We start from the raw sequence: 22,998 nt of genomic DNA on the forward strand, positions 1-22,998 counted from the left end.
ATCCATTCCTGATTCTGTATTTTTATGGGAGATTAATCATTAGCACACCGTAAGCTCGCTCGTTGACCCAAACGGACAGGGCGGCCAGCGAAACCTTAAAAATACCATAGCCCTCTGTATCTATGACAACCGGCTCTGAAAAGTGACGGGTACAGTCCCTGAAAGACTGGCCCGCGCAGGCTGCTCCAATATACATCCGTTTTTCCCCCTCCGGGCCGTTGGACAGTAAAACACCAATGCCGGAATCCGGATGCTCAACGTCCCCTTCTCTGGTCCATCCCACAATATTCGCATCGTCAAAATAATCATGCTGCTGTCCGTAGGCGTAAAGGCTCCGGACCCTCAAAAGCATTTCCAGTCCAATGACTGCTGGCAGATTGTCGTGGGGCATGGCATAATAATCCCCGTAAAAAATACAGGGATAGCCGCTTTCCCTCAGCAGGATCACCGCGTAGGCCTGGGGCTTGAACCATTCCTGCACCCAGGATTCCAGGGATTGTCCTGGCTGTGTGTCATGGTTATCCACAAAGGTTACGGCCTTATCCGGAAAGGCGGCAACCAGCGTGTTTTCCAGCAGGCTGCCCATATCAAAGGCCTGCCCCTCACAGGAGGCCTGATGAAACTTAAAATGCAGCGGCACATCAAAGAGTGACATACTCCAGTTACAGACTTTAAAGTAATGCTCCAGCGTTTCGACATCCGCACTCCAGTATTCGCCCACTGAAAAAAGCTCTTTACCCGTTGTATCTCTGAGATAGGAGAGCCATTCATCAAAAAACTCGAAACGGATATGCTTAACCGCATCCAGGCGGAAACCATCCATATTGGCAGTTTCGAGATACCATTTTCCCCACCGCTTCAATTCCTCGACTACCTCCCGGTTGGTCATATCAACATCTGTGCCCATCAGGTAATCATAATTACCGTTTTCCGGATCCACCTCGCTGTCCCAGCCCTTGTCATGGAACCGGTAAATACCGCCGCTGTTGCTTTTATTATCCCAGTCTGTCCCGTCAAAATAGCGCCAGTTCCAGGTGAAATCCGAATGTTTTCCATTTCTTCCTGGAAAAGTGAATCTTGTCCAGGCTGTAATGACACTCTTTTCGCCGATTTGCTCATTTCGGTCCGTTTCCCTGCTCTGGATCGCTTCCGTTTCCTCACATTCATCTGCGCCAATCCGGTGGTTTAATACAATATCGGCTAAAACCTGAATCCCCTCATTGTGAAAAGCGTCAATAGCCATTAAATATTCTTCACGGGTGCCGTATTTGGTGGCAATGTCGCCTTTCTGGTTAAATTCTCCCAGGTCATATGTATCGTAAACCGCATAACCCACATCGTAAATACCGTCCGCGCCTTTATAGGCTGGAGGCAGCCACACGGCAGTAATTCCAACTTTTTTCAGATTTCCTGCCTGAGCAGCGCACCGTTTCCACAACAGCTTATCTGCCGGAAGGTACCATTCAAAATACTGCATCATTGTTCCGTTATTCATTTTATCACCTTCTCATAACGATTATAGGTTTTGGCTTTTATTATATCATGCGGAAATTATAAAAACATTAAACCACAATGAAAACGACGCCACATTTTAGCAAAATAAAAGACACGCCCTCAGACGTGCCCGGATTTGCTTAACCGTGTTTATTCAACATCTGCCGCTGCATCGGGCTTCGGTGATTCTGAATCAATACATCCCTGTGGAAATTCGGCGGAGCAAATGGTTTCCTCGTAAATATATTCACCACACTTGCCTGTGTTATCAGCTGTCAAGGCGGCACCTCTTTTATCCTTTAAAAATGCGCTTGTATCTTTTTCCATCATAAATACCTCCTTTTAGTGTTATTTAGTTTTTACCCAAAGACCCGTTAAAAATAACACTTTACCTCAAATTTCAGAAAAGCATAAAATCAACGGTTCAATGTTGAATTTTTTTATTTGAACAAGTATAATAGCACTGAGCCAAAACGTTCAACTAACAAAAGAAAAGGAGAAAAATATGGGCTTTCAATTTGGTAAAAGAGGTTATACCTTTGGCGTAATAGCCATTATTCTGTGGGCGCTTAACATCCTCTTAAGCTTTCAAAATAACACCAATCCAATTTCACTTGTTTTAAGCGGCATCATCCTTATCTGCGGCGTTGCAGCCTTTTTTATGGGGAAAAAAGAGCTGGCGGCAGATCCGAAAAATGATAACGCAAAAACCGGACGGACCATTGGTCTTATGGTAGTCGTCTTTAAAGTGGCCAGCCTGCTGTTCTTTATATTCGGCGGCGAACGTCTTTTTTAACACCTTATGCCTGGCTCGCCAGGCTTTTTTTATACATAAAGAGGCTCCCGCCAAAAAGCGGAAGCCCCTGAGAAAAATGAAAAGTTTTCTGGTGTCTGATTTAATTATAGCTGCTTTCTGCCCTGAGCACCAGTTAAATGCTTGTTAAATTATATTGATGTTAAGCTCTCAATCTCGTCGTCTGAGCAGCCCATTGCTTTCAGCACCTCTTTTGTGTGATAGCCGACCGGATAACCGCCGTATCGGTATTGGGCAGGGCTTTCGGACAACTTGACCGCTGTGCCGTACTGGGTGACCTTTTTACCATCTGACAGCGGCAGCTCTACCTCTACCACCATTTCACGCTCACGAATATGCGCATCCTCCCACAGAGCCTCCTGCACTGACAGTACTGGCTCCACACACACATCGAGGCCGTCAAAAACAGCCATCCACTCATCCCTTGTTTTTTCCTTGAGAATCCCCCTTATGACCTCCTTGACCGCCTTTACGTCCTCAGGCCATACCGATCCCTCGATCAAGTCCTCACGCCCGATACAATGACAAAATTCTGCCCAGAATTTTGGCTCAAGGGCGCCAAGGCTTAAATACTGTCCATCTTTTGTCTCATAAAAATCATACATACAGCCGCCATTCAGACGTTCACCCTCGCGCTTCGGAACTTTTCCATCCGCCAGAAAGGCTGTGCCGTCCATACCATTAAAGGGAATGAGGCCGTCCAGCATGGCAATATCCACACGCTGTCCCTTCCCTGTCCGATTCCTGTACTGGACCGCTGCCAGAATCCCGATAACTGAGTTCATTGATCCCACCGCTACATCGGCTACCTGCATATTGGTCAGAACCGGTCCTGTTTCCGTACGGCCAGCCTGGGCCATGTTGCCGCTTCTTGCCAGATAATTAATATCATGCCCAGCCCTGTGGCTCAAAGGGCCTGTCTGTCCATACCCGGTTAAGGAGCAGTAGATCAGACGCGGGTTGATCTCGGCAAGGGCTTCATAACCCAGTCCCAGCTTTTCCATGACCCCAGGTCTGAACTGCTCCATAACAATATCATATTCCATGATCAGCTTTTTAACGATATCGACGGCTTCCGGCTTTTTCAAATTCAGCAGCATGGTCTTTTTATTTCGCCCAAGCCAAGCCTGGTTCGCCGATACATCTGTCCCCTCAATGAAGGGCGGATAGTCTAAAACAATATCCGGCTTGCCCGGTCCGCTTATTTTCAACACCTCTGCTCCCAGGTCTGCCAGCATGGTTGTGGCAAAGGGGCCTGGTAAAAGTGTTGAAAAATCCAGTATTTTCAAGCCCTCCAGAGCTCCTTCTTCTCTTTTATCTGTCATTGTCATAATTCCTCCCCATTTTTTAGCTTCATTTTAACAGAATGACCGCTGTTATGCAAAAAACAAAAATGCCTCCGGCGGACCGGAGACAAAAAATGAGGGGAAAAGAATCATTCAATTCTTTTCATTCGCTTTTGCATTTAAAGACAAAAGCTCTTTGGAATTCTTCATTATTTTATTCTTTTAGCGCTAAAGTTTCAATGCACTTTGCCTCTGTTTACTGCTAAAATCTTGACAGAAAAAAATTCAAACGGATCTAAAACAGACAACTATTTTTAGCTATAGCCAATTTTAAACTCTAAAAGAGTAAAATTTTGCCTTTTTTTACGCTTTTTCTTTCATTTCTTTAAATAAAGGCTCGAAAAGCTCTCGAATAATAACCTCAACAGAAAAATATTCATCAATAGTATTAAAGGCTTCGATCATACTCTTTGGAATTGCTTGTCTTTGAAGCCTTATGCCGCAACACTGTTCTACTCCCTCGGCAACTTCTCTCTCCAACCCATCGGCATTCTCTATTTTACCTGTCAGATATTTTAAACAACACCGGTGGATAAGTCTGAGGGTTTTATACCAGAGGGGACGCTCGGGCACTAAGTCCATTCTTAATCCCAGACGCTCAACTCTTTTGCCAATGTCAAATCCAAAATTACACAAAATATGATTTACTGCAATTTCCTCTTTAAGCACAGTCTTACGTATATCCAGATCAACACTGATACCATCTGTATAGTTTAAGATTAAAATTCCTTTTGGCTTTTCCGTATAATTAGTCATGGCTAAAGAACCATAGCCTGATATTATTTTTTCCAGTTGTCCTGCCGTTATATTTCCTGTTAAGATCAAGTCGATATCCGAAAAACAGCCTGCCTTTCCTGCCGCCAGAGATCCCTCTAAAACAAGGGAAAGTCGCTGTTCATTGCATATATCCTGCATATAATCGATATACTTTCTGTGTTTTGGTGTTGGGTAATTTATTTTCATCTTTACTCTCCCAATTTCTAAATAAAACCGATTTTTCTTAAAGGTTTATTACTCTTACAGCAGGAGGCTGCTAAGAGCGTTATTCGTCATGCCCTTTGGATATATTTGTTCTATACAAATATAAAGACCTTTAAACTTGAAAGGAGTGATTTCTATGATGTCAGAACTCGTAAACCCTGGTACAGACAACCAGGCACCGGGTACCTATAAGGAAGTAGGCCCACGCGGCGGCGAAATTAAAAACGGCCGTGTTGTCACAATCGCCAAGGGAGACCGCCTTCCCCCTACTCAGGAAGCCGGCCATAAATGGAAAAAGCAATAATCCTACAAGCCACTGACTGTCAGTGGCTTTTTCCATATTCACATGTTATAATGAGAAAAAAGGGCGTGAATCCTATGTCAATGCATTTTGTCGCTTCTACCCTGGTCGATTCCATCGGCTACCACAACGGAAATTTGTATATCCAGTTTAAAAGCGGAAATTTATACGAATATTTTAATGTTCCTTTCCGCCATTACCAGGGCATGCTGGCTGCGGAATCCGTGGGCAAATATTACGGCAAACATATCCGCGGGCAGTACCCGCGCAAAAAAATCGCATATAGCTTATAGATAGCAATTCATCAAATTAGCCGGGGCGTACTGATCTCCGATTTTAAAGAATTTTTCGTAAATGCCGATGGTCCTAAAGCCAAATTTTTCATAAAGGTGAATAGCGGCCTCATTATCGGAACGAACTTCCAGCTCGACGACCTCACAGCTTATCCTCTCCTCTGCGAATGCCATCAGAGCCTGCATCATTTTTGTGGCGATCCCCTGATTCCAGTAAGACTTTCGAACAGTCAGGCCCAACTCGCCCCGATGACGGATACGCGGCTTATCATAGGCCGTGATCGAGCCCAGAGCTACGATTTCGCCATTAATTTTCCCAACATACATGACCGATTCACCGGATTCCTTTGTTCTTTGAATAAAAGTCTCCTGGGCTTCCACCGTCATGCCAGATCCTTCACTTCCATAGGTTAGATTATCACTCTCCGCGCCTATTGCGTCGCGGTATTGTAAGAGTGCCTTTGCGTCCTCCTTCTCAGCCTGCATAATGGTTAGATGATTCATCCTGTACTTTCCTCCTTTTCCGGTCATTAGCATTATATTATAATCTAAATTCCATTTTTTGACAAATAAAAAGCGGCCCTTTTGAGAGCCGGTTTTTTTACTTACTGAATGACCACTAAAAACATTTTAAATGCTTCAAGGGCATCCACACTGTGGGGAATACCTTTTGGCATAATAATCATTTCGCCTGCGCTGACAGCCTTCTGCGGATCATCACCGATGGTGATTCCTGCTTTTCCGTCCATAACGTAGAGCAATGCGTCGCCGCCCGCGACATGAGTACTCAATCCCTCACCTTCTGGGAAAGAAAAAACTGTGATACTCAAAACGTCGTTCTGGGCAAGGGTTCTGCTTTCTACTCTTCCCTCAGCGTAATCAACCAAATTCGCCAGGGCATGCACTGTTCTTAAATCTATATTTTTAAAACGTTCATTCATCATAAGTACCTCCATTTGTTTTGTTGTTATTAATATATACCCTTTTCCACAACAAGTCCGTGACATTCGCAACATTTAAGCGAAGCTTAAACAGAAAAATCCCCGGATCACAAAGACCCGGGGATTTTAAAAAAGGAAAAGTTGGGGGAGTAAGTTTTATTAATTTAAGTAAGAGGTATGTGTGTTCAAAAATAATTATACCCCTGTCAGAATGGTTTAATCATATCCGCAATCTAAACAATTAAATTTTTCTTCTTTTTAAAATGAACGCTCTCTTCTGGTGTCAGATTATCGACCTCTTTCAGCATTTGCTCAAGGATATTCTCAATCAGTCCGTCTACATAAAAAATATCCAGATTGCGGCTCTTCTGTTCCTGTGCTATCTTCATTTTTTCTCCTTTTATCAAAAATCCTGTTCTAGCCTTTCTCAGATATACTGGTAAACAAGCTGAACATAGAACATATTCCCATATTTATAACGCCAGCCACCATTTGCTTTCAGGGCAATGGGGTTTAGATAGGTCACTTCTTCACCGCCGGATTTCTGTCTGGCGTATTCCTCTGCCAGCTCAACAGTGTAGGTGCCTCCATTTTCTGCGACAAAGTCAAGAAACTCATCGCCGAAATTGTAAGCCTGCACGACAGTGTTAAAATCACATCCTTTTTCCGCAGCAAGCCTCAGCAGCTTTGCAAAATAGCGGCAGCCCTGGTTAATGGACTCATCTGTCTCAAGGCTGTTTGGCGGCAGCCCCAGCGACTCGCTGGACTGCATTACGTCCTCGTGGTTACCTCCGGATTCTACCTGCATAACCGCTAGCAGATAATCCGTATATTCTTCAATCCCATACTCGGCAGCGTACTGCGCGACCACAGGCCTGTATTCAACAACCGCTGACGAAAGCCCTCCTTCCTGGGCTTCATCATTGTTTTTATTTCCCCTTCCAGCCATAAAGCTGCAATTAAGAAGAAGGACACCTGCGATCACCACGATCCCCCAGATAAGCGGTCTGAACCGTTTCTTCTTTCTGGCACGCCTTCTTTTTTTCATAAAATTAAAATCCCTTTCAAAATAATGTTCAGACACTATTCTAATCTTTAAATCTTATATAAGAATTAATTTAAGCCCTCTATTAAATGTAAATTTAATAGAATTGTGCTGAGTACTTTATTCCAGGGCTGCCAAGTGCAAATAAAAAACCCGAACCCCAATCAGACACTGGGTTTCAGGCATCTTCTTTACTATAATGGAGCGGAAGACGGGATTCGAACCCGCGGTCCCCGGCTTGGGAAGCCAGTGCTCTACCACTGAGCCACTTCCGCTTAAGATTACTATTTTGTCTTATACTTATATCACTGAAATACGTCACACATGAGCAACTGCATATAATATTACTCTTTTACCTTGAAAATGTCAATAATATTTCAAAAAAATTTATGGACGGGCATAAGTAAAACCGATGTTTCATTATTTTCTTTTAGGATATATTAATGTAAAGGTGTGCTATAATGCCATTAAGACTTTAACAAGGAAGTGATTTTTTATGAATGGGCAAATCTTTAACCCGATTCCCTTCGAAATAACCATGGAGACTTTAAACGACGCTTTGAAGCTTCGGAATCGTAAACGGCTTTTAAATCAGGCGCAGCTCCTGCTGGATCAGACCAATGCTGCCGCAGTGCCAAAGGCGCTGGTCATTCCCGGCTCTGTCGATAAAAAAACGGAAACGCAGATTGTGATCAACGGCGCGTCCTTTACCAGCCCAAAGCTTATGACAAATCTGGATGAGGGCGATGCTCTTTACGCGTACATTGCGACCTGCGGCACTGAAATTGACGCTTATGCTGCTTCCTTAACGGATCAGATGGATCTTTTTATAATTGATGGCATCATGAACCTCCTGGTGGGCACCGGAAAGACCTTTGTATCGGAGAAGGTAAGCAGCTCCGTCGGCTGGCCTGATATTTACGACTATGTTCCCGGCATGGGTGAAGCATGGCCAAAAGACGAACAGGTTAAACTTTTTAACCTATTTGGCTGTTATCCTGCCGAAATCGGGGTTTCAATGGAGGACGCGGCCTTTGTTCTGCCCAGAAGATCCACCATCGGTATTCTGTCAAAAACCAAGTAATTTACCAAGAGCCTGCGAGGCTCTTTTTTAAATAAAAAAAGCCGCTGAATCAGCGACTAAAATTTAATATTGGAGGTGCTACCCAGAATCGAACTGGGGATAGAGGTGTTGCAGACCTTTGCCTTACCGCTTGGCTATAGCACCTTAAAAATGGAGCGGAAGACGAGATTTGAACTCGCGACCCTCGCCTTGGCAAGGCGATGCTCTACCACTGAGCCACTTCCGCTTATTAATCTATTAACACTGTCTGGCCACTTAGTGATCAAAGTGGTGCCCAGAGGCGGAATCGAACCACCGACACGAGGATTTTCAGTCCTCTGCTCTACCGACTGAGCTATCTGGGCTTGCATAAACTTGCAGTGACGAGTACTAATTATACTGTCTCAAGTTAATGTTGTCAAGTACTTTTTTAGAAAAAAATAAATACTTTTACGTTTATGTACAATAAAAATGGCGACCTGGAAGAGACTCGAACTCTCGACCTCCAGCGTGACAGGCTGGCATTCTAACCAACTGAACTACCAGGCCGCAGTACATAAAAAATGGTGGTCGCTATAGGGCTCGAACCTATGACCCCCTGCTTGTAAGGCAGGTGCTCTCCCAGCTGAGCTAAGCGACCATCAACTTGAGTACGTGCATTATTATACGGCAGCACGCACTCTTTGTCAACACTTTTTTCACACAAATTTTAAAAAAATTAAAATTATTTTTTTTCTGCCACAAACTGAACGCGGTCGCATTCGTTGCTTCCCTGCAGGAATGTGCCAAAAGCGTAGATTTTAATATTCATAAAGCCTGCGTTCTTGAGCATGTGGTAAATTTCCTCTACCGTATAAATATACTGACTCTGGCTTTCATCGTAACGGGAGTAGCGGCCGTCCTCCTCTTTTATGAAAAAGGAGAGATCGTAGTCCATACGCCCGGCTTCAAAGTCCGGCGAATTTTCCCACACGCAGTAGACATTGTCCAGGTCATAGACATAGGTATTGTCCTTTATAACCTCTTTAAACTTAACTGGGGTGTTGATGTCAAAAAGGAGTAGTCCGCCGCTTTTAAGGGCATCCTGGCTGCAATAAATGAAGTTCTGAACCGCCGCCTTGTCGGGCAGGTAGTTGACGCTGTCGCAGCAGGAAACCACCGCGTCAAATTCTTCGCCGATCTGAAAATTGCTCATATCTCCCATAAAGAACCGGACATCTCCCAGGTTCTGTTCGGCGATTTTTTCATCCGCGACAGTCAGCATTTCCTCGGACAAATCCACAGCGGTTACCGCATAGCCTTTTTGGGCCAGCTCGCTGGTAATATTACCGGTGCCGCAGCCAAATTCCAGCACGCTTTTCACTTCATTTTTCGCATTGAGCAGAAGGCGGAACACGTAATCCCCCCACTGCTTATAGTCAATTTCGCGCATCAGGTCATCATAGACCTGTGCAAATTCCTCATACATTCTGTTTTCTCCTCACTCTCTCTTTAAAGGGTGTATTCTCCCGCTTTGGTAAGAATATTCATATAAACCTGAAGTCCTCTCAGAAGAACCTTTTCGTCAAAATTAAAGCCGTGGGTGTGGAGGTTCTGGGTATAGCCCTTCTCCTCGCTGCCGGAGCCAAGGCCCATAAAAACACCGGGAATGGCTTTCCGGTACATGGCGAAATCCTCAGCCAGCATCACCTTTTTAAATAGCTTCTTTTCATCTGCCTCACCGCACAGGGGCCAGATCTGGTCGAACAGGACCTCACTGTTGATCACTGGAGGGTACATATCGACAAATCTGATTTCAATCCTGCAATGGTACATCTGCTCAATGCCTCTGGCCATATCCACCATGCGCTGTTTCATGGCCTTCTGGACATCCTCCGAGAATGAGCGCACTGTACCGGAAAGGATGACTTTATCGGCGATAATATTCATCCGTGTACCACCGTTTATGGTGCCGATGGACAGCAGGGCGCTGTCGTTTGGGCTCACTGTCCGGCTCACGATTTTCTGAAGGCCGGAAATGTAATCGGCAGTGGCTACAATGGCATCGATCCCCTGGTCCGGGTCGGCCGCGTGGCCGCTTTTCCCCAGAATATCGATATAAAATTCCGAGGTCATTGCCATCATCGGCCCTGGGGTGGTGCTGATGAGCCCTTCCTCTACAAAGGGGAACAGGTGGTAGCCAAAAATCGCTTTGGCTTTGTATTTTTCAAGCACGCCGCTCTCGACAATGGGGCCGGCTCCGCCTGGTCCCTCCTCGGCGGGCTGGAACACCAGCAGCGTGTTGCGCACTCGGGCTTCCGGGTGCTCCTTCAAATATCTGGCGACCAGGAGCACCATGCTCATATGGCCGTCGTGGCCGCAGGCGTGCATCATCCCCTCATGCTCGGAGGCAAAATCCACCCCGGTTTCTTCCACTACGCCCAGGCCGTCCATGTCGGTGCGGATGGCGATGGTCTCATCCAGCCCGTTCAGGCTTGGGATAAACAGGACAACGCCGGTATCGCAGACCTTCTCAGGGGTATAGCCCAGCTTTTCAAGGTAATCCATAATAAACGCTTGGGTTTCACGCTCATTAAAGCCCGTTTCCGGAATTTTATGTAAAGCCCGCCGGAGACTGACGGCTTCCGGCTCATAGGCTTTGATAGCTTCAGGAAGCTTTTGATAAAAGTCAACTGCCATGAAATCACTCCTTTTTTAAAGATTAAGCATAATTATATATTAAAGGCCGGGATAACACAAGCGCGCGCAGCCACCGCGGCCATTAAAAAAGATGACGTGTCAAAACGGCATGTCATCTCTTATGGTTAAGCGCTTCGGATACGCTCGATGTGCAGGGCCAGGTAGCTGACCTCTTTTTCGGTAAACGGCTCGCCCAGCTCGCGGGATAACTTTTCACAGATTTCTCCGGCCACCTCAAAGGCGTAGGCGCATTTTTCCTTTGTAAACTCGATCATATCGCTGTTGAGCTTCTCGTTATTGTGCACCCGGGCCATCATACACTTAATATGATATAAAAGCCGGTTGTAGGCAAAGGAGCCCATATCGATCCTGACGCCACATTCTTTCTCGATCCGTTCAATGCTCTCTCGGATGATTACTGGAATTTTGAGTGACTGGGAAACCTGAGTGTCGCTGAGAGCCGAGTGAATATACAGGGTAATGTAGCTGACCTCGTCGGGAATGCTGTAACCGGTACGCTCGCGGATGATCTCCCGACCCTTTTCGGCTATGGCATACTCTTCCTCAAAAAGCAAGCGGATATCCTCCGAAAAAGGGTTGGACAGATCCATCCGACTGTTCATACGGACAATGGAAAAGGCGATATGGTCAGCCAGCGGCAGCAGAATATTGGTATCCACAGCTTTGAATTTTTCCTCGGACAGACGGATAATATCATTGGCGATCTCCAGATAAACTGGATCGACCGCGCTGATAAGCTTGTCTGAAGGGCCTTTGCTGGTTTCTTTTTGCAAATGGTATTTTTTAACGCTTTTCGGGTCCTCAAAGGGCTGGTTGACTTTTTTGTTAAAGCCCACGCCCTTCCCCAGAAAGATGACCTCCTCCTTGCGTCTGAGGTCAACGGCCAGAACCGCGTTGTTATTTAAAACTTTTTTGACACAGTACACTCGCTGTATCCCCCCTTCTGTATCTTCTCTCAAAGCTGTAAAAAGGAAGGCCTTTCCTATTATAAAGAGCCTTCCTTTTGTCGTTCGCTGATGGTCTTGTTTTAGCTTTCTATCCTATTATACACTTATCCGTCAATTTCGACAACATCCATATCAGTGGTCGCGTCGCCTTTTGCCAGAATCTTCATATCCTTGCCCGCCGGCAGACCGGTAAAGATCATGGGCACAGCCGCGGACGGGGCGTTAGCCTCAATAAAGGGCAGGTCGATGGTCAGGAGCAGATCGCCGCGCTTGACCATATCGCCCTGCTCAACGTGCGGGGTAAAGCCCTTGCCGTCCAGATTAACGGTGTCAATGCCCACATGGATGAGCAGCTCTGTGCCGTCGGCGGATTTCATCCCAATGGCGTGGCCTGTGGGGAAAAGCACCTCAATGGAGCCATCACAGGGCGCGTGTACCTCGGAGCCGGTCGGGAATACCACAATGCCATCGCCCAGCATTTTCTGGCTGAAGGCATCGTCCGGGGTTTCCTCGATACTGGCAACGCAGCCGTCGATGGGGCTTGAGAAAAATTCGACAGTGCCATTCCTTTCAGCAGCTTCTGGCGTTTCTCCGGCCTTTGGCGCTTCGGTTTCAGCCACATCCAGCGACAGGTTATCCGCTTCCGGCGTTTCCAGGAATTCTTCAAGGTTTGACTTGATATTCGGTACGGTCGGTCCGTAAATAACCTGAACGCCCTGGCCCTTGATGACCACACCGGCTGCGCCGCTCTGTTTTAAAAGGTCTTCCCTGACAATGGATGAATCCTTGACCGTTGTACGCAAACGGGTTATACAGTTGTCCAGATCTTCGATATTCGCCTTACCCCCAAGGCCCACTGTGATCATGGCTGAAACAGGATCGCTGACGCCTACGGCAGGACTGCCTTCTGCGCCGCTGTTCTTTCTGGCGTCGACGTCGGCCCGGGTGTAGAGTTTGGTTTCTTCATCGTCATCCTCACGGCCTGGTGTTTTCAGGTTAAACTTCTTAATCAGGGTTCTGAACAGGATCCAGTAAATAAAGAAGTAAGCCACGCCCACCAGCACAATATTGACCCAGTGGGTCTTGTCATTGCCCTGGAGAATACCAAACAGGAACATATCAATGAGACCGCCGGAGAAGGTCATCCCAACCCCAACGTTTAAAATGTGCATGAGCATATAGGAGAGACCGCAGAGCACACAGTGAATAATGTATAAGAACGGTGCCACGAACAGGAAGGTGAACTCGATGGGCTCGGTAATCCCTGTCAGGACAGCTGTCAGAGCTGCGGACAACAGCAGGCCGCCGACGAGCTTGCGTTTTTCTGGCTTGGCGCACTGGTACATGGCCAGAGCTGCGCCCGGAAGCCCAAAGATCATGAATGGAAATTTACCGGACATAAAGCGTGTGGCCTCTACGCTGAACTGGGTCACGTTGCCGCTGGCCAGCTGGGCGAAGAAAATATTCTGGGCCCCTTCGATCATCTGTCCGTCCACGTTCATCACGCCGCCGACGCTGGTCTGCCAGAACGGGATATAAAACACATGGTGCAGGCCAAAGGGAATGAGGGCACGCTCGATAAAACCGTAGATAAAGGTGCCAATGTAGCCGGAATTGATGACCACATTGCCGATGGCGTTGATTCCAATCTGGATATAGGGCCATACAAAGAACATTAAAACGCCCACTACCAGGTAAACCAGCGCGGTGATGATGGGGACAAAACGGGTGCCGCCAAAAAAGGAGATCACAGACGGCAGCTTGATGTTATAGAATTTGTTGGTTAAGGCTGCTGCGCCGAGCCCAACAATGATCCCACCGAATACCCCCATCTGCAGGGATTCGATCCCGACGGTACTCGAGATGGAGCCAGACGGCAGCAGGCGGCTGGCCACAATTTCCGTAAAGGGCTGGTTCGCGGCTAAGGCGGCTGCCCTGGCGGTTTCGTTGGCGGCTGCCAGGGTTTCCGGCGAGTAGGTGCCGGTCAGGCCGATCAGGGTGCTGATAACTGTGTGCATGATGAAGAAGCCGATAACCCCTGCCAGCGCGGCAACAGCCTTTTCCTTCTTCGCCATGCCAATGGCCACGCCGATGGCAAAAATAATGGGCAGGTTGGCAAAAATAACATTCCCCGCCTCACTCATGACCGTTAAAATGGTATAGGCAACGGTTCCCTCGCCCATGACACTGGTGAGCCCGTAGGACTCCAGCATCACTTCATTTGTAAAGGAGCCCCCGATCCCCAGCAGCAGGCCCGCTACGGGAAGAAGGGCAATTGGCAGCATGAAGGCGCGGCCTACGCGCTGCAGAACACCAAAAATCTTGTCTTTCATTTGTTTCCTCCTCATTTTGTAATGGTGTTATGATTTGTACATGTTGGAAATAGAGACCTAATGCTATCGAATAAAACGATAACAAGCTTCTCAGGTTATATACCCAATTTTATAAGCTGGTCTCATTTCGGGCAACAAAAAAGGCATTAACTCTCAAAAAACTGTAACAAACAGCTCTTTGACAGTTAATGCCTGCATAACCAGTAACACACCATCGGTACAAATTATTTAACTACCACTATCATACGGCACTGTTAAGAATCTGTCAAGCTTTTTTTATGAAAATAATGTCTGCAAATTTTACATTATTTTGAATTTTTCTGTTTCTTTTCCTGTATACATCTGGTACAATAGGGATTACAAACTAATAAGTAAAGATAGAGGCGCGTTTTTAAAGAGTAACTGCCAGGATTACGACAGGGTAAGAGGAATGGCGGCCAAAGGGAAAAACGCCGAAGGGCCCGGTACTGTCAGCCGGCTTCCTGGGGTTATTGTGAAGAACAATAATACTGTCATCGAAAGATGGAGTGCTGTCAAAACTGCAAACTCGATACATTTTAGTCCTTCCGGACTCTGGCCCTCAGGGCTTTTGTGCTTTCCGGAATCTGTAACTTTTTGCAATTTTATAGCTGGTATCTTTACTGGCTTTTTTTATTATATTTAATCAAAGGAGGATTTCTCGATGAAATCATACAACGTTGCTGTGGTCGGCGCCACTGGCATGGTCGGTCAAAAAATGCTTCAGGTACTGGAAGAAATGAAATTTCCAGTAAATAATTTATATCCTATGGCTTCTGCCCGCTCCAAGGGTAAAACCGTCAAATTCGGCGATAAAGAATACGTGGTTGAGGAGCTCTGCGACGAGGCCTTTGACAAGGACATTGATATTGCCCTGTTCTCTGCCGGCGGCAGCACCAGCGAACGCTTTGCCCCTGCCGCTGCCAAGAGAGGCGTTATTGTCATTGACAACAGCTCTGCCTGGCGCATGGACCCGGAAGTGCCGCTGGTTGTGCCGGAGGTAAACCCAGAGGACTTAAAAAGACACAAAAACATCATTGCCAATCCAAACTGCTCTACCATCCAGGCCATGGTCGCCTTAAAGCCCATCTATGACAAATACGGGATCGACCGTATCGTCTACTCTACCTACCAGGCCGTCTCCGGCTCTGGCGTCAAGGGCTACAAGGATTTGGAGGAAGGCGTAAAGGGCGCCGAAAACCAGTTTTACCCACACCCCATCGCCTACAACTGCCTGCCCCATATCGACGATTTTCTGGACAACGGCTATACCAAGGAAGAAATGAAAATGGTCAACGAAACCCACAAGATCATGCATGACGACAATATCCGGGTGACCGCTACCACAGTGCGTGTTCCGGTTTACTACGGCCATTCCGAGAGCATTAACGTTGAAACCAAAAAGCCTTTTGAAATCGAGGATGTCAAGGCCCTTTTCAAGGACGCACCAGGCTGTGTCCTGAGAGATGACCCTGCCAACAATGTTTACCCGCTGGCCCGTGAAGCCGAAGGCACCAATGACGTCTATATCGGCCGTATCCGCCGCGATTTCAGCATCGACAACGGCATCAACTTCTGGTGTGTTGCCGACAACATCCGCAAGGGCGCAGCTGCCAACGCGGTACAGATCGCTTTCGCCTTAATCGAAGAAGGCTTAATTTAACACTTTCCGGCCCCGCGCCGGATAAAATACTGAGGAGGAACTATTATGTCCACTATTTTTACAGGAAGCTGTGTGGCTCTGGTCACACCATTCAGGGACAACAAGATTGATTTTGACCGGTTCAGAGAGCTCATTGACTGGCACATCGAAAATGGCACCGACGCCATTCTGGTGGCCGGAACCACCGGCGAGACCTCAACCCTCACCGATCAGGAGCATCTTGATCTGCTGCGGGTTGCCGGCGAACATATTGCCGGCCGCGTTCCCTACATTGCCGGTACTGGCAGTAATGATACCGCCTACTCCATCATGCTCTCAAAATACGCTGAGGAGCAGGGTGCGGACGCGGTTTTAGTCATTAACCCCTACTATAACAAATCCACCCAGAAGGGGATTTACGTGCACATTAAGGCCATTGCCGACGCCATCAAGGTGCCGATCATTGTCTACAATGTGCCCAGCCGCACCGGGGCCAACATCAGTGTGTCCACCATGCAGAAGCTGGCCGAGATCCCCAATGTCCAGGCAGTCAAGGAAGCCAGCGGCGACATCAGCCAGATCACAGAAATTGCCCGCACCTGCGGCGACAAGCTGGATGTTTACAGCGGCAACGACGACCAGACCCTGCCCATCCTTTCTGTGGGCGGCAAAGGCATTATCTCCGTTTCTGCCAACATCATTCCAAAGGATATGCACGACCTGGTCTCTGCTTTTATGGACGGAAATGTGGACAAGGCGCGGAAAATACAGTTTGACACCAACCTGATTAACCTGGCCATGTTCTATGAAACCAACCCGATTCCGGTTAAAACCGCCATGCGGCTGCTGGGCACCGATACCGGCGAAATGCGCCTGCCCCTGGTTGAAATGGAAGAGGCCAATGAAGCGCGTTTGGTTGAAGCCCTGAAGGAATACGGACTGCTTTAATAAGGCGGTTCATAAAATTTAATAAAAGAGGTACTCCCCTATGCTAAATATACTCTTATCCGGCGTCGGTGGCGCCATGGGGCATATGCTCCAGACCATTATCGGTGAAGATCCGGACTGCCAGATCGTGGCAGGCTTTGACATCAACACCGATCAGGACACCCCCTTCCCTGTCTATTCCGATTTAAGCCAGTGTGCGGAAAAGGCGGATGTCATCATTGACTTTTCCCATTACAAGGCCTTTGACAGCATCTTTGGCTATGCCAGAGACACCAAAACCCCCATCGTCATCGCCACCACCGGCCTCTCCGAAGCGAACCTGGCCGATATTGAAGACGGCTCAAAGGAATTTCCGGTTTTCAGAACGGCCAACATGAGCCTGGGCATCAACCTTCTGGCAAAAGCCCTGCGGGATATGGCCGGCGCTCTGGAGGACGGCTTTGACATTGAGATTATCGAAAAGCACCACAACAAAAAGGCGGACGCCCCCAGCGGCACCGCGCTGCTCCTGGCCGACGCGGTAAACGACGGCCTTGAAAATAAAAAGGACTATACCTTTGGCCGCTACGGCAGAGACTGTAAGCGGAACCCTCAGGAACTGGGTATCCACGCCGTCCGCGGCGGTACCATCCCCGGCGAGCACACGGTCTTATTCGCCGGCAACGATGAACTGATCGAAATCCGCCACACTGCCCTCTCCAAAAAAGTCTTTGCAAGCGGCGCAGTGACCGCGGCCAAATACCTTGTAGACCAGGCCCCCGGCCTCTACAATATGGAAATGCTAATTGACAATTAAACCACACGAAAGGATTTAACATGACAAACGAAGAACTGAAAAAACAATTTGATTTAAACGACCCATACCAGATCGCAAAATATATTAAGGCCGTCGAGAAATCCACGCCAGTAAAGGCCTATGTCCGCGGCTACCTGAGACCGAGCGACTTGGCCGGCTACGAATATTACGGCGATCCCTCTGCCTGCATCATCATCGGTGAGGCCGGTGAGATCAGCGCCCTTCTGGACGCCAAGACAGGCTCCATCTCCTCTGTCCGCATCGAATGTGACCGCCGCAACTCGGCCATTCCGTTGCTTAACTTAACCGAGGTGGACGCCCGCATCGAGCCTGGCTCCTTTATCCGCGAGGGTGCGCACATCCACAAAAACGCTGTGGTCATGATGGGCGCCGTGATCAATATCGGCGCGGTTGTGGGCGAGGGCACCATGATCGATATGAATGCTGTGCTGGGTGCGCGTGCTACCATCGGCAAGAACTGCCATATCGGCGCGGGCGCTGTGGTCGCCGGCGTGCTTGAGCCACCGTCAAAACAGCCGGTCATCATTGAGGACGAAGTCCTGATCGGGGCCAACGCCGTTATCCTTGAGGGCGTCAAAATCGGTAAGGGCGCTGTGGTTGCCGCTGGTTCAGTGGTGACGGAGGAAGTTCCTGCCGGCGTTGTGGTCGCAGGCTCCCCTGCCAAAGTCGTTAAAGACAAGGACGAAAAAACCGAGGATAAAACCGAATTACTCGACGATTTGAGAGGTTAAGTTTCCGATGAGCATCATTGTCCAAAAATACGGCGGTACCTCCATGGGCACCATCGACCGTATTAAAAATGTCGCAAGACGTATTATTAAGAAAAGAGAAGATGGCAATCAGATGGTCGTGGTGGTTTCTGCCATGGGCAAAAGCACCGACGAGCTCGTCAAAATGGCTTACTCCATCAGCGACGCGCCGCCAAGACGCGAGCTGGATATGCTGTTAGCGACCGGCGAACAGGTCTCTATCTCCATGCTGTCCATGGCCCTCAACGCCATGGGCTACGATGCGATCTCCTTTACCGGCCCACAGGTGGGCGTCCACACCATGGGCCACCACGGGAAATCCCGGATCATGGATATTGAAACCCGGAAAATCGAGGATGCCCTGAATGACGGCAAAATCGTTATTATCGCAGGCTTCCAGGGGGTTAATGAAAATGACGATATCACCACCCTGGGCCGGGGCGGCTCTGACACCAGCGCGGTTGCCCTGTCCTGTGTGTTAGAATGCCCCTGCGAAATCTACACCGATGTGGACGGTATCTACGGTGTGGACCCGCGGCTGTACCCGCCGGCTAAAAAGCTGGACACGGTAAGCTTTGACGAAATGCTGGAAATGGCCAGCCTGGGCGCCGGCGTCATGCACGCCCGCGCCATCGAGCTGGGCAGCAAGTACAACGCGGAAATCTATGTGGCATCCAGTATTCACGACGTGCCCGGTACTCTCATTAAGGAAGGTGACAGCAACATGAGTCCTATGGAACAGCAGGCCATTACCGGCCTCGCCATCGACAACGACGAGCTGATGGTGTCTCTCAAGAACGTTCCCTTTGATATGAACATTACAGCCCAGTTCTTCTCAGACCTGGCTAAAAAAAGCATTAACATCGACATGATCAGCCAGACCGCTCCGGTCTACGGCGCGATCAACATTTCCTTTTCCGCCCCCATCGAGGATCTGTCCGAGCTGCGGAAGATCCTGTATGATTTCATGGAAAAATACCCTCAGGTGGAAATGGACATCAACAAGGAAATCTCCAAGCTTTCTGTTGTGGGCATCGGCATGCGCAGCCAGTCCGGCGTTGCGGCCAAATTCTTCCAGCTTTTGGCCGACAACAATATCCCCATGCTCATGATCACAACCTCTGAAATCCGCATTTCCTGCGTGATTCCATCCGAGCTTCGGGATACGGCTGTCATGGCCACCGCCGACGCGTTCGACCTGTAGGAGGCCCTTATGACGACCACCTATATGGAGAGCCACAGTGTTGACGGCCTGACCGTTGACCACAAAAACCTCATGATCTCGCTGAAGAAAGTGCCGGTCAATTCCATTATCCTGACCCGCTGCCTCAGCGAGCTATCAGACGCTGACGTCAATGTCGACATCATCACCCAGACTGCTCCGGTCAAAAACGCCTTTGACGTTTCCTTTATTGTACTCGAGCGCGACCTGGAGAAGGTCAAGGACATCGTAAACGCCCTTGGCGAGGAATACCCTGAAATTAAAATCACCATCAATAAGGATATTACACGCCTGTCCGTCTCTGGCATTGGCATGCGCACCCAGTCCGGGGTCGCCGCCAAATTCTTCCAGGTGCTGGCTGACAACGACGTCCAGATTTTAATGATCACCACCTCCGAAATTCGTATCTCCTGTATCATCAAGATCGAGGATACCGAGAAAGCGGTCGCGGCCACAAAAGAGGCCTTTGATCTGGAGGATTGAAACGGCTTTGAGGTGGCGTGCCGAAACGGCGCGCCATCTTTTTTATGCTCTTCGGATCAGTCTCCTTTTTAAACAAAAGCTGGTTTTATCCCCGATTATTTAAGTTTTCCATTGTATAATAAAAAGCACTGTGAAATATTCAATAAAATCAGAGGTGAAAATAAATGCGTGAAAATTTATCTGCCAGAGGCAGTCTGGACGACTGGATTGACGCTTCTGAGGAGGCACTCTGGAACGCGGGCTTTGAGCGCGTGGAGGTGGATGAACATTTTGACCGCCTTGCCGCCGATATTGGCGAGAACGGTTATATCGATATTAATTTTCTGATACAGAACGACGGGCGGGTACGCCTGGAAATTGACGCCTCCGACAAGGAGCTCATCGGCCAGTTTAAATCTTCGGTGGCCCGGGTCATGCAGGACGGCGGCCGCGGCGAAGGCCGTTCCGGCGGACGTGACAGCCGCGCAGGGGGCAGTCGTTATGCGGACGAAGATACAGACCTGGCGGACGACGATGGCTCCGGCAGCCGGGGCAATAAGGGCAGGCGCGGTAAGAAGGGCCGTACCGGCGGGCGCGGGCTTCGTATGCCCGGCGGCAGACGTTCCGGCGATCCCTTTTACGCCCGCACCTGGTTCATCCTGCTTATGCTGGTTCTTGTACCCCCGCTCGGCATTTTTCTAATGTACTGCTATAAAAAGTTCGGTCTGATTCCAAGAATCCTTTTAACCCTGATCGCCGTGCTCTACACACTGCTGATCTGGCTCGGGCTTTTTGGCATAAACACAGGGATCAACCAGGAGACCATTAACAGCTGGATACAAAACGGCCAGTCCCAGATTACAAGGCTCATCAACAATCAGAAAAACAGCAGCCCCAGCCCGTCTGCCACGCCGTCCGCACCCCCCAGCACGGGCTCGGACAGCACCACCACGACAGCTCCGGGAAGTGGCACAGACAGTGGCTCTGACTCCGGCGGCGGCTCCAACTTCATCAAAGACGCTATCAATTCCATTCTCCCTTCACCCACTGCGGACGGGGAAAACGAATAAAAAACAGGGTCTTCGGGCAACACTCATAAAACAGTATGGGAATTAATTTCGGGAAACGGCGCAGCTTTGGCTGCGCTGTTTTTTTGTTTTACATATTTGTTTGACTTGTCACGCGCGACAGCCTGCTAGCCTTCGTATATCATCGCTATCTTCTGTATTCTGCGCTTCATTTCCGCTCGGACATGCAGCGGCTCTAAGCACTCGCATTTGTCCCCAAAGCTAAGCAGAATACCGTAGTGGTATTCGTTCTCTATGAAAGGAAAGCTGACAATATAGTGTGCGTCACCGTCTGGTAAAAAGTCCTCATAAGCGCAAAAATCAAGTACCCTGTCCATCACAGATTTATGAATACGGATTTTAATTTTTGTCTGCAGATTCGTCAGAATATTATCAAAATCCAGCGGCGGTTTTTGATACTCCCGCGGTGTAAAAGTTTTCTCCTGCATTTGCAGGTTTGACATGCGGGATAGCCTGAATAAGCGGTAGTCCTCTCTTTTATGGCAATACCCCTGTAAATACCAGTGGCTGCCTTTTAAGACAAGCTGGTACGGCTCGGCGGTTCGTGTGGTTTTGTTTCCGTGATGGGCTATATATCCAAAGGTCAGCAGCCTGCTTTCCTGCATCGCGGTTTTAATAATTTCCAGGTATGGCTGTATGTTTCTGTTTCCCATCCACTGACTCAAATCGATGTTTATTTGATTTGCTTTTAATTCAATGTCCTTTGCGCGGTCGGCAGGGATAAAACTCCTGACCTTGGCAAGCGCATGTACCAGCTCATCCCCCCGTACCATGCCCGAAAGACTGGAAAGCCCCATCAGGAGGGCTGAAAGGTCGTGCGCCGAAAAAACCTTTTTATCAATCTTGTATGCCGGCATGATTTCAAAGCCGCCGCCCGCTCCCGGGGTCGAATGAACAGGAATCCCCGCCATGTTGATCGCGTCGATGTCACGGTAAATGGTGCGGGGGGAAACCTCAAACATATTCGCCAACGCCTGGGCGCCGATACGCTTTTTATCAAGGAGTATCATCATAATACTGACAAGTCTGTCTATTTTCATCAAGCTGCCGCCTTTCTATTTGATTGTTGCCATACTGTTGTCAACAATGACATGGTACAATAAAAAAGCAGACAAATCAATAAGACAATGAAATTGGAGGAAATTTATGTTTACAATTTATGTTTATGTTCTTGATACTTTAGCGGACTGGGAATTAGGGCATGTTACTTCGGAGCTGAATTCCGGTCGGTTTTTTAAAAAAGACGCACGGTGTATATCGCTCAAAACGGTAAGCGATTCTAAAGCGCCAATCCATACAATGGGCGGGCTCACCATTCTGCCCGACTGCTTAATCGAGGACATTGTGGTGGGAGAAACAAGCCTGCTGCTGTTGCCGGGCGCAGACACCTGGAACGACCCAAGGCATGAGGCTGTCATCGAAAAAGCAAGCGAATTTCTCGCTTCAGGCGCTATGGTGTGCGCAATCTGTGGGGCTACCGCTGCCCTTGCCCGCTTTGGCTTTTTGGATAAGCGCCCGCATACCAGCAATGGGCCGGGGTTTCTTGAAATGGTCTCTCCCGGCTATAAGGGGCAAAGCTATTACATCGACAAACCCTCTGTATCGGAGGGCAATCTTATTACTGCCGGCTCTACCGGCGCTCTGCTGTGGGCAAAACAAATCATTGAGCATTTAGGCGTTTTTCAGTCAAACACGCTGGAAGCCTGGTATGAGTACTTTTGTACCGGGGAGCCTGAGCATTTCTTTGCCCTCATGCAAACTTTGCCGTCTGGCGATGGAAATGGAACCCTATAA

At 48.4% G+C, this 22,998-nt stretch carries 25 protein-coding genes, 6 tRNA genes and 1 riboswitch; of the genes, 12 read left to right on the top strand and 19 right to left on the bottom strand.

Features of this window, described 5'->3' with window-relative positions; all coding sequences use genetic code 11:
* Positions 1–22 precede the first annotated feature (22 nt).
* On the bottom strand, positions 23–1,495 hold the full coding sequence (locus tag BUC22_RS03030; protein ID WP_013379642.1) for an alpha-amylase: 1,473 nt from the start codon (positions 1,493–1,495) through the stop codon (positions 23–25).
* A gap of 149 nt (positions 1,496–1,644) precedes the next feature.
* The gene (locus BUC22_RS03035; protein WP_013379641.1) at positions 1,645–1,824 is read right to left on the bottom strand and encodes a hypothetical protein; all 180 of its coding nucleotides are present in this window, start codon (positions 1,822–1,824) and stop codon (positions 1,645–1,647) included.
* A 175-nt stretch (positions 1,825–1,999) separates the two neighbouring features.
* Here BUC22_RS03035 and BUC22_RS03040 point away from each other — a divergent pair, with 175 nt between their 5' ends.
* The gene (locus tag BUC22_RS03040; protein ID WP_013379640.1) at positions 2,000–2,290 is read left to right on the top strand and encodes a hypothetical protein; all 291 of its coding nucleotides are present in this window, start codon (positions 2,000–2,002) and stop codon (positions 2,288–2,290) included.
* Between the two features lie 149 nt (positions 2,291–2,439).
* Here the strand turns inward: BUC22_RS03040 and BUC22_RS03045 are convergent, their stop codons facing one another.
* The gene (locus tag BUC22_RS03045) at positions 2,440–3,633 is read right to left on the bottom strand and encodes a CaiB/BaiF CoA transferase family protein (RefSeq protein ID WP_123876041.1); all 1,194 of its coding nucleotides are present in this window, start codon (positions 3,631–3,633) and stop codon (positions 2,440–2,442) included.
* 324 nt (positions 3,634–3,957) lie between these two features.
* On the bottom strand, positions 3,958–4,617 hold the full coding sequence (locus tag BUC22_RS03050; protein ID WP_073382318.1) for a hypothetical protein: 660 nt from the start codon (positions 4,615–4,617) through the stop codon (positions 3,958–3,960).
* A 154-nt stretch (positions 4,618–4,771) separates the two neighbouring features.
* On the opposite strand from BUC22_RS03050, the gene BUC22_RS03055 reads away from it, so the two are divergent.
* Positions 4,772–4,939 (top strand): YjzC family protein, encoded by a 168-nt coding sequence (locus BUC22_RS03055; RefSeq protein ID WP_013379637.1) that lies wholly within the window; start codon positions 4,772–4,774, stop codon positions 4,937–4,939.
* A 74-nt stretch (positions 4,940–5,013) separates the two neighbouring features.
* Positions 5,014–5,229 (top strand): KTSC domain-containing protein, encoded by a 216-nt coding sequence (locus BUC22_RS03060; RefSeq protein ID WP_041690115.1) that lies wholly within the window; start codon positions 5,014–5,016, stop codon positions 5,227–5,229.
* On the opposite strand, the gene BUC22_RS03065 is transcribed toward BUC22_RS03060, so the two are convergent.
* The 5 genes from BUC22_RS03065 to BUC22_RS03080 all read right to left on the bottom strand — a co-directional run bounded on the left by BUC22_RS03065 (position 5,224) and on the right by BUC22_RS03080 (position 7,490).
* On the bottom strand, positions 5,224–5,733 hold the full coding sequence (locus BUC22_RS03065) for a GNAT family N-acetyltransferase (RefSeq protein WP_013379635.1): 510 nt from the start codon (positions 5,731–5,733) through the stop codon (positions 5,224–5,226). The two genes, BUC22_RS03060 and BUC22_RS03065, sit on opposite strands and share 6 nt — an antisense overlap.
* A gap of 101 nt (positions 5,734–5,834) precedes the next feature.
* Complete coding sequence (locus tag BUC22_RS03070) at positions 5,835–6,173, bottom strand: cupin domain-containing protein (protein ID WP_013379634.1); 339 nt, start codon at positions 6,171–6,173, stop codon at positions 5,835–5,837.
* Between the two features lie 230 nt (positions 6,174–6,403).
* A complete protein-coding gene (locus tag BUC22_RS22015; protein WP_013379633.1) occupies positions 6,404–6,559 on the bottom strand; it encodes a hypothetical protein in 156 nt (51 codons plus the stop codon).
* Positions 6,560–6,597: 38 nt separating this feature from the next.
* Positions 6,598–7,218 (bottom strand): lysozyme family protein, encoded by a 621-nt coding sequence (locus tag BUC22_RS03075; RefSeq protein WP_050814041.1) that lies wholly within the window; start codon positions 7,216–7,218, stop codon positions 6,598–6,600.
* Positions 7,219–7,415: 197 nt separating this feature from the next.
* A tRNA-Gly gene (locus BUC22_RS03080) sits at positions 7,416–7,490 on the bottom strand.
* 221 nt (positions 7,491–7,711) lie between these two features.
* Between BUC22_RS03080 and BUC22_RS03085 the strand changes: the two genes are divergently transcribed.
* Positions 7,712–8,299 carry a hypothetical protein gene (locus BUC22_RS03085; protein WP_013381521.1) on the top strand — a complete coding sequence of 196 codons (588 nt, stop codon included), beginning with the start codon at positions 7,712–7,714 and terminating at the stop codon, positions 8,297–8,299.
* A 70-nt stretch (positions 8,300–8,369) separates the two neighbouring features.
* Here BUC22_RS03085 and BUC22_RS03090 read toward each other — a convergent pair.
* From BUC22_RS03090 to BUC22_RS03130, 9 genes are all read right to left on the bottom strand, one after another.
* Positions 8,370–8,443: transfer RNA gene (locus BUC22_RS03090), tRNA-Cys, on the bottom strand.
* Positions 8,444–8,450: 7 nt separating this feature from the next.
* Positions 8,451–8,525 (bottom strand) — tRNA-Gly (locus BUC22_RS03095).
* A 42-nt stretch (positions 8,526–8,567) separates the two neighbouring features.
* A tRNA-Phe gene (locus BUC22_RS03100) sits at positions 8,568–8,643 on the bottom strand.
* A gap of 107 nt (positions 8,644–8,750) precedes the next feature.
* Positions 8,751–8,827 (bottom strand) — tRNA-Asp (locus tag BUC22_RS03105).
* Positions 8,828–8,842: 15 nt separating this feature from the next.
* Positions 8,843–8,918, bottom strand: a tRNA-Val gene (locus tag BUC22_RS03110).
* 84 nt (positions 8,919–9,002) lie between these two features.
* Positions 9,003–9,746 (bottom strand): class I SAM-dependent DNA methyltransferase, encoded by a 744-nt coding sequence (locus BUC22_RS03115; RefSeq protein WP_013381522.1) that lies wholly within the window; start codon positions 9,744–9,746, stop codon positions 9,003–9,005.
* Positions 9,747–9,769: 23 nt separating this feature from the next.
* The gene (locus tag BUC22_RS03120) at positions 9,770–10,957 is read right to left on the bottom strand and encodes a M20 metallopeptidase family protein (RefSeq protein WP_013381523.1); all 1,188 of its coding nucleotides are present in this window, start codon (positions 10,955–10,957) and stop codon (positions 9,770–9,772) included.
* Between the two features lie 125 nt (positions 10,958–11,082).
* Positions 11,083–11,904, bottom strand: a complete 822-nt coding sequence (locus tag BUC22_RS03125) for a PRD domain-containing protein (protein ID WP_073382320.1) — start codon at positions 11,902–11,904, stop codon at positions 11,083–11,085.
* 125 nt (positions 11,905–12,029) lie between these two features.
* A complete protein-coding gene (locus BUC22_RS03130; protein WP_013381526.1) occupies positions 12,030–14,258 on the bottom strand; it encodes a PTS sugar transporter subunit IIABC in 2,229 nt (742 codons plus the stop codon).
* A 370-nt stretch (positions 14,259–14,628) separates the two neighbouring features.
* Positions 14,629–14,799: riboswitch (Lysine riboswitch) on the top strand.
* Between the two features lie 141 nt (positions 14,800–14,940).
* On the opposite strand from BUC22_RS03130, the gene BUC22_RS03140 reads away from it, so the two are divergent.
* The 7 genes from BUC22_RS03140 to BUC22_RS03170 all read left to right on the top strand — a co-directional run bounded on the left by BUC22_RS03140 (position 14,941) and on the right by BUC22_RS03170 (position 21,186).
* Positions 14,941–15,939 (top strand): aspartate-semialdehyde dehydrogenase, encoded by a 999-nt coding sequence (locus BUC22_RS03140; protein ID WP_013381528.1) that lies wholly within the window; start codon positions 14,941–14,943, stop codon positions 15,937–15,939.
* A gap of 45 nt (positions 15,940–15,984) precedes the next feature.
* A complete protein-coding gene (gene dapA, locus BUC22_RS03145; protein ID WP_013381529.1) occupies positions 15,985–16,866 on the top strand; it encodes a 4-hydroxy-tetrahydrodipicolinate synthase in 882 nt (293 codons plus the stop codon).
* A 40-nt stretch (positions 16,867–16,906) separates the two neighbouring features.
* Entirely contained in the window at positions 16,907–17,662 is a 756-nt protein-coding gene (gene dapB, locus BUC22_RS03150) for a 4-hydroxy-tetrahydrodipicolinate reductase (RefSeq protein ID WP_073382323.1), read from the top strand.
* 20 nt (positions 17,663–17,682) lie between these two features.
* Positions 17,683–18,414: a 2,3,4,5-tetrahydropyridine-2,6-dicarboxylate N-acetyltransferase gene (gene dapD, locus BUC22_RS03155; protein WP_013381531.1), complete on the top strand. Its 732-nt coding sequence runs from the start codon at positions 17,683–17,685 to the stop codon at positions 18,412–18,414.
* 7 nt (positions 18,415–18,421) lie between these two features.
* The gene (locus BUC22_RS03160; protein ID WP_013381532.1) at positions 18,422–19,636 is read left to right on the top strand and encodes an aspartate kinase; all 1,215 of its coding nucleotides are present in this window, start codon (positions 18,422–18,424) and stop codon (positions 19,634–19,636) included.
* Between the two features lie 9 nt (positions 19,637–19,645).
* Positions 19,646–20,137, top strand: a complete 492-nt coding sequence (locus BUC22_RS03165; RefSeq protein WP_013381533.1) for an ACT domain-containing protein — start codon at positions 19,646–19,648, stop codon at positions 20,135–20,137.
* A 164-nt stretch (positions 20,138–20,301) separates the two neighbouring features.
* Positions 20,302–21,186: a hypothetical protein gene (locus tag BUC22_RS03170; protein WP_013381534.1), complete on the top strand. Its 885-nt coding sequence runs from the start codon at positions 20,302–20,304 to the stop codon at positions 21,184–21,186.
* 125 nt (positions 21,187–21,311) lie between these two features.
* Here the strand turns inward: BUC22_RS03170 and BUC22_RS03175 are convergent, their stop codons facing one another.
* The gene (locus BUC22_RS03175) at positions 21,312–22,244 is read right to left on the bottom strand and encodes a helix-turn-helix transcriptional regulator (RefSeq protein WP_013381535.1); all 933 of its coding nucleotides are present in this window, start codon (positions 22,242–22,244) and stop codon (positions 21,312–21,314) included.
* Between the two features lie 106 nt (positions 22,245–22,350).
* On the opposite strand from BUC22_RS03175, the gene BUC22_RS03180 reads away from it, so the two are divergent.
* Complete coding sequence (locus tag BUC22_RS03180) at positions 22,351–22,998, top strand: type 1 glutamine amidotransferase family protein (protein WP_073382326.1); 648 nt, start codon at positions 22,351–22,353, stop codon at positions 22,996–22,998.

Origin of the sequence: Eubacterium callanderi (assembly GCF_900142645.1) — a bacterium.
Lineage (GTDB): Bacteria > Bacillota > Clostridia > Eubacteriales > Eubacteriaceae > Eubacterium > Eubacterium callanderi.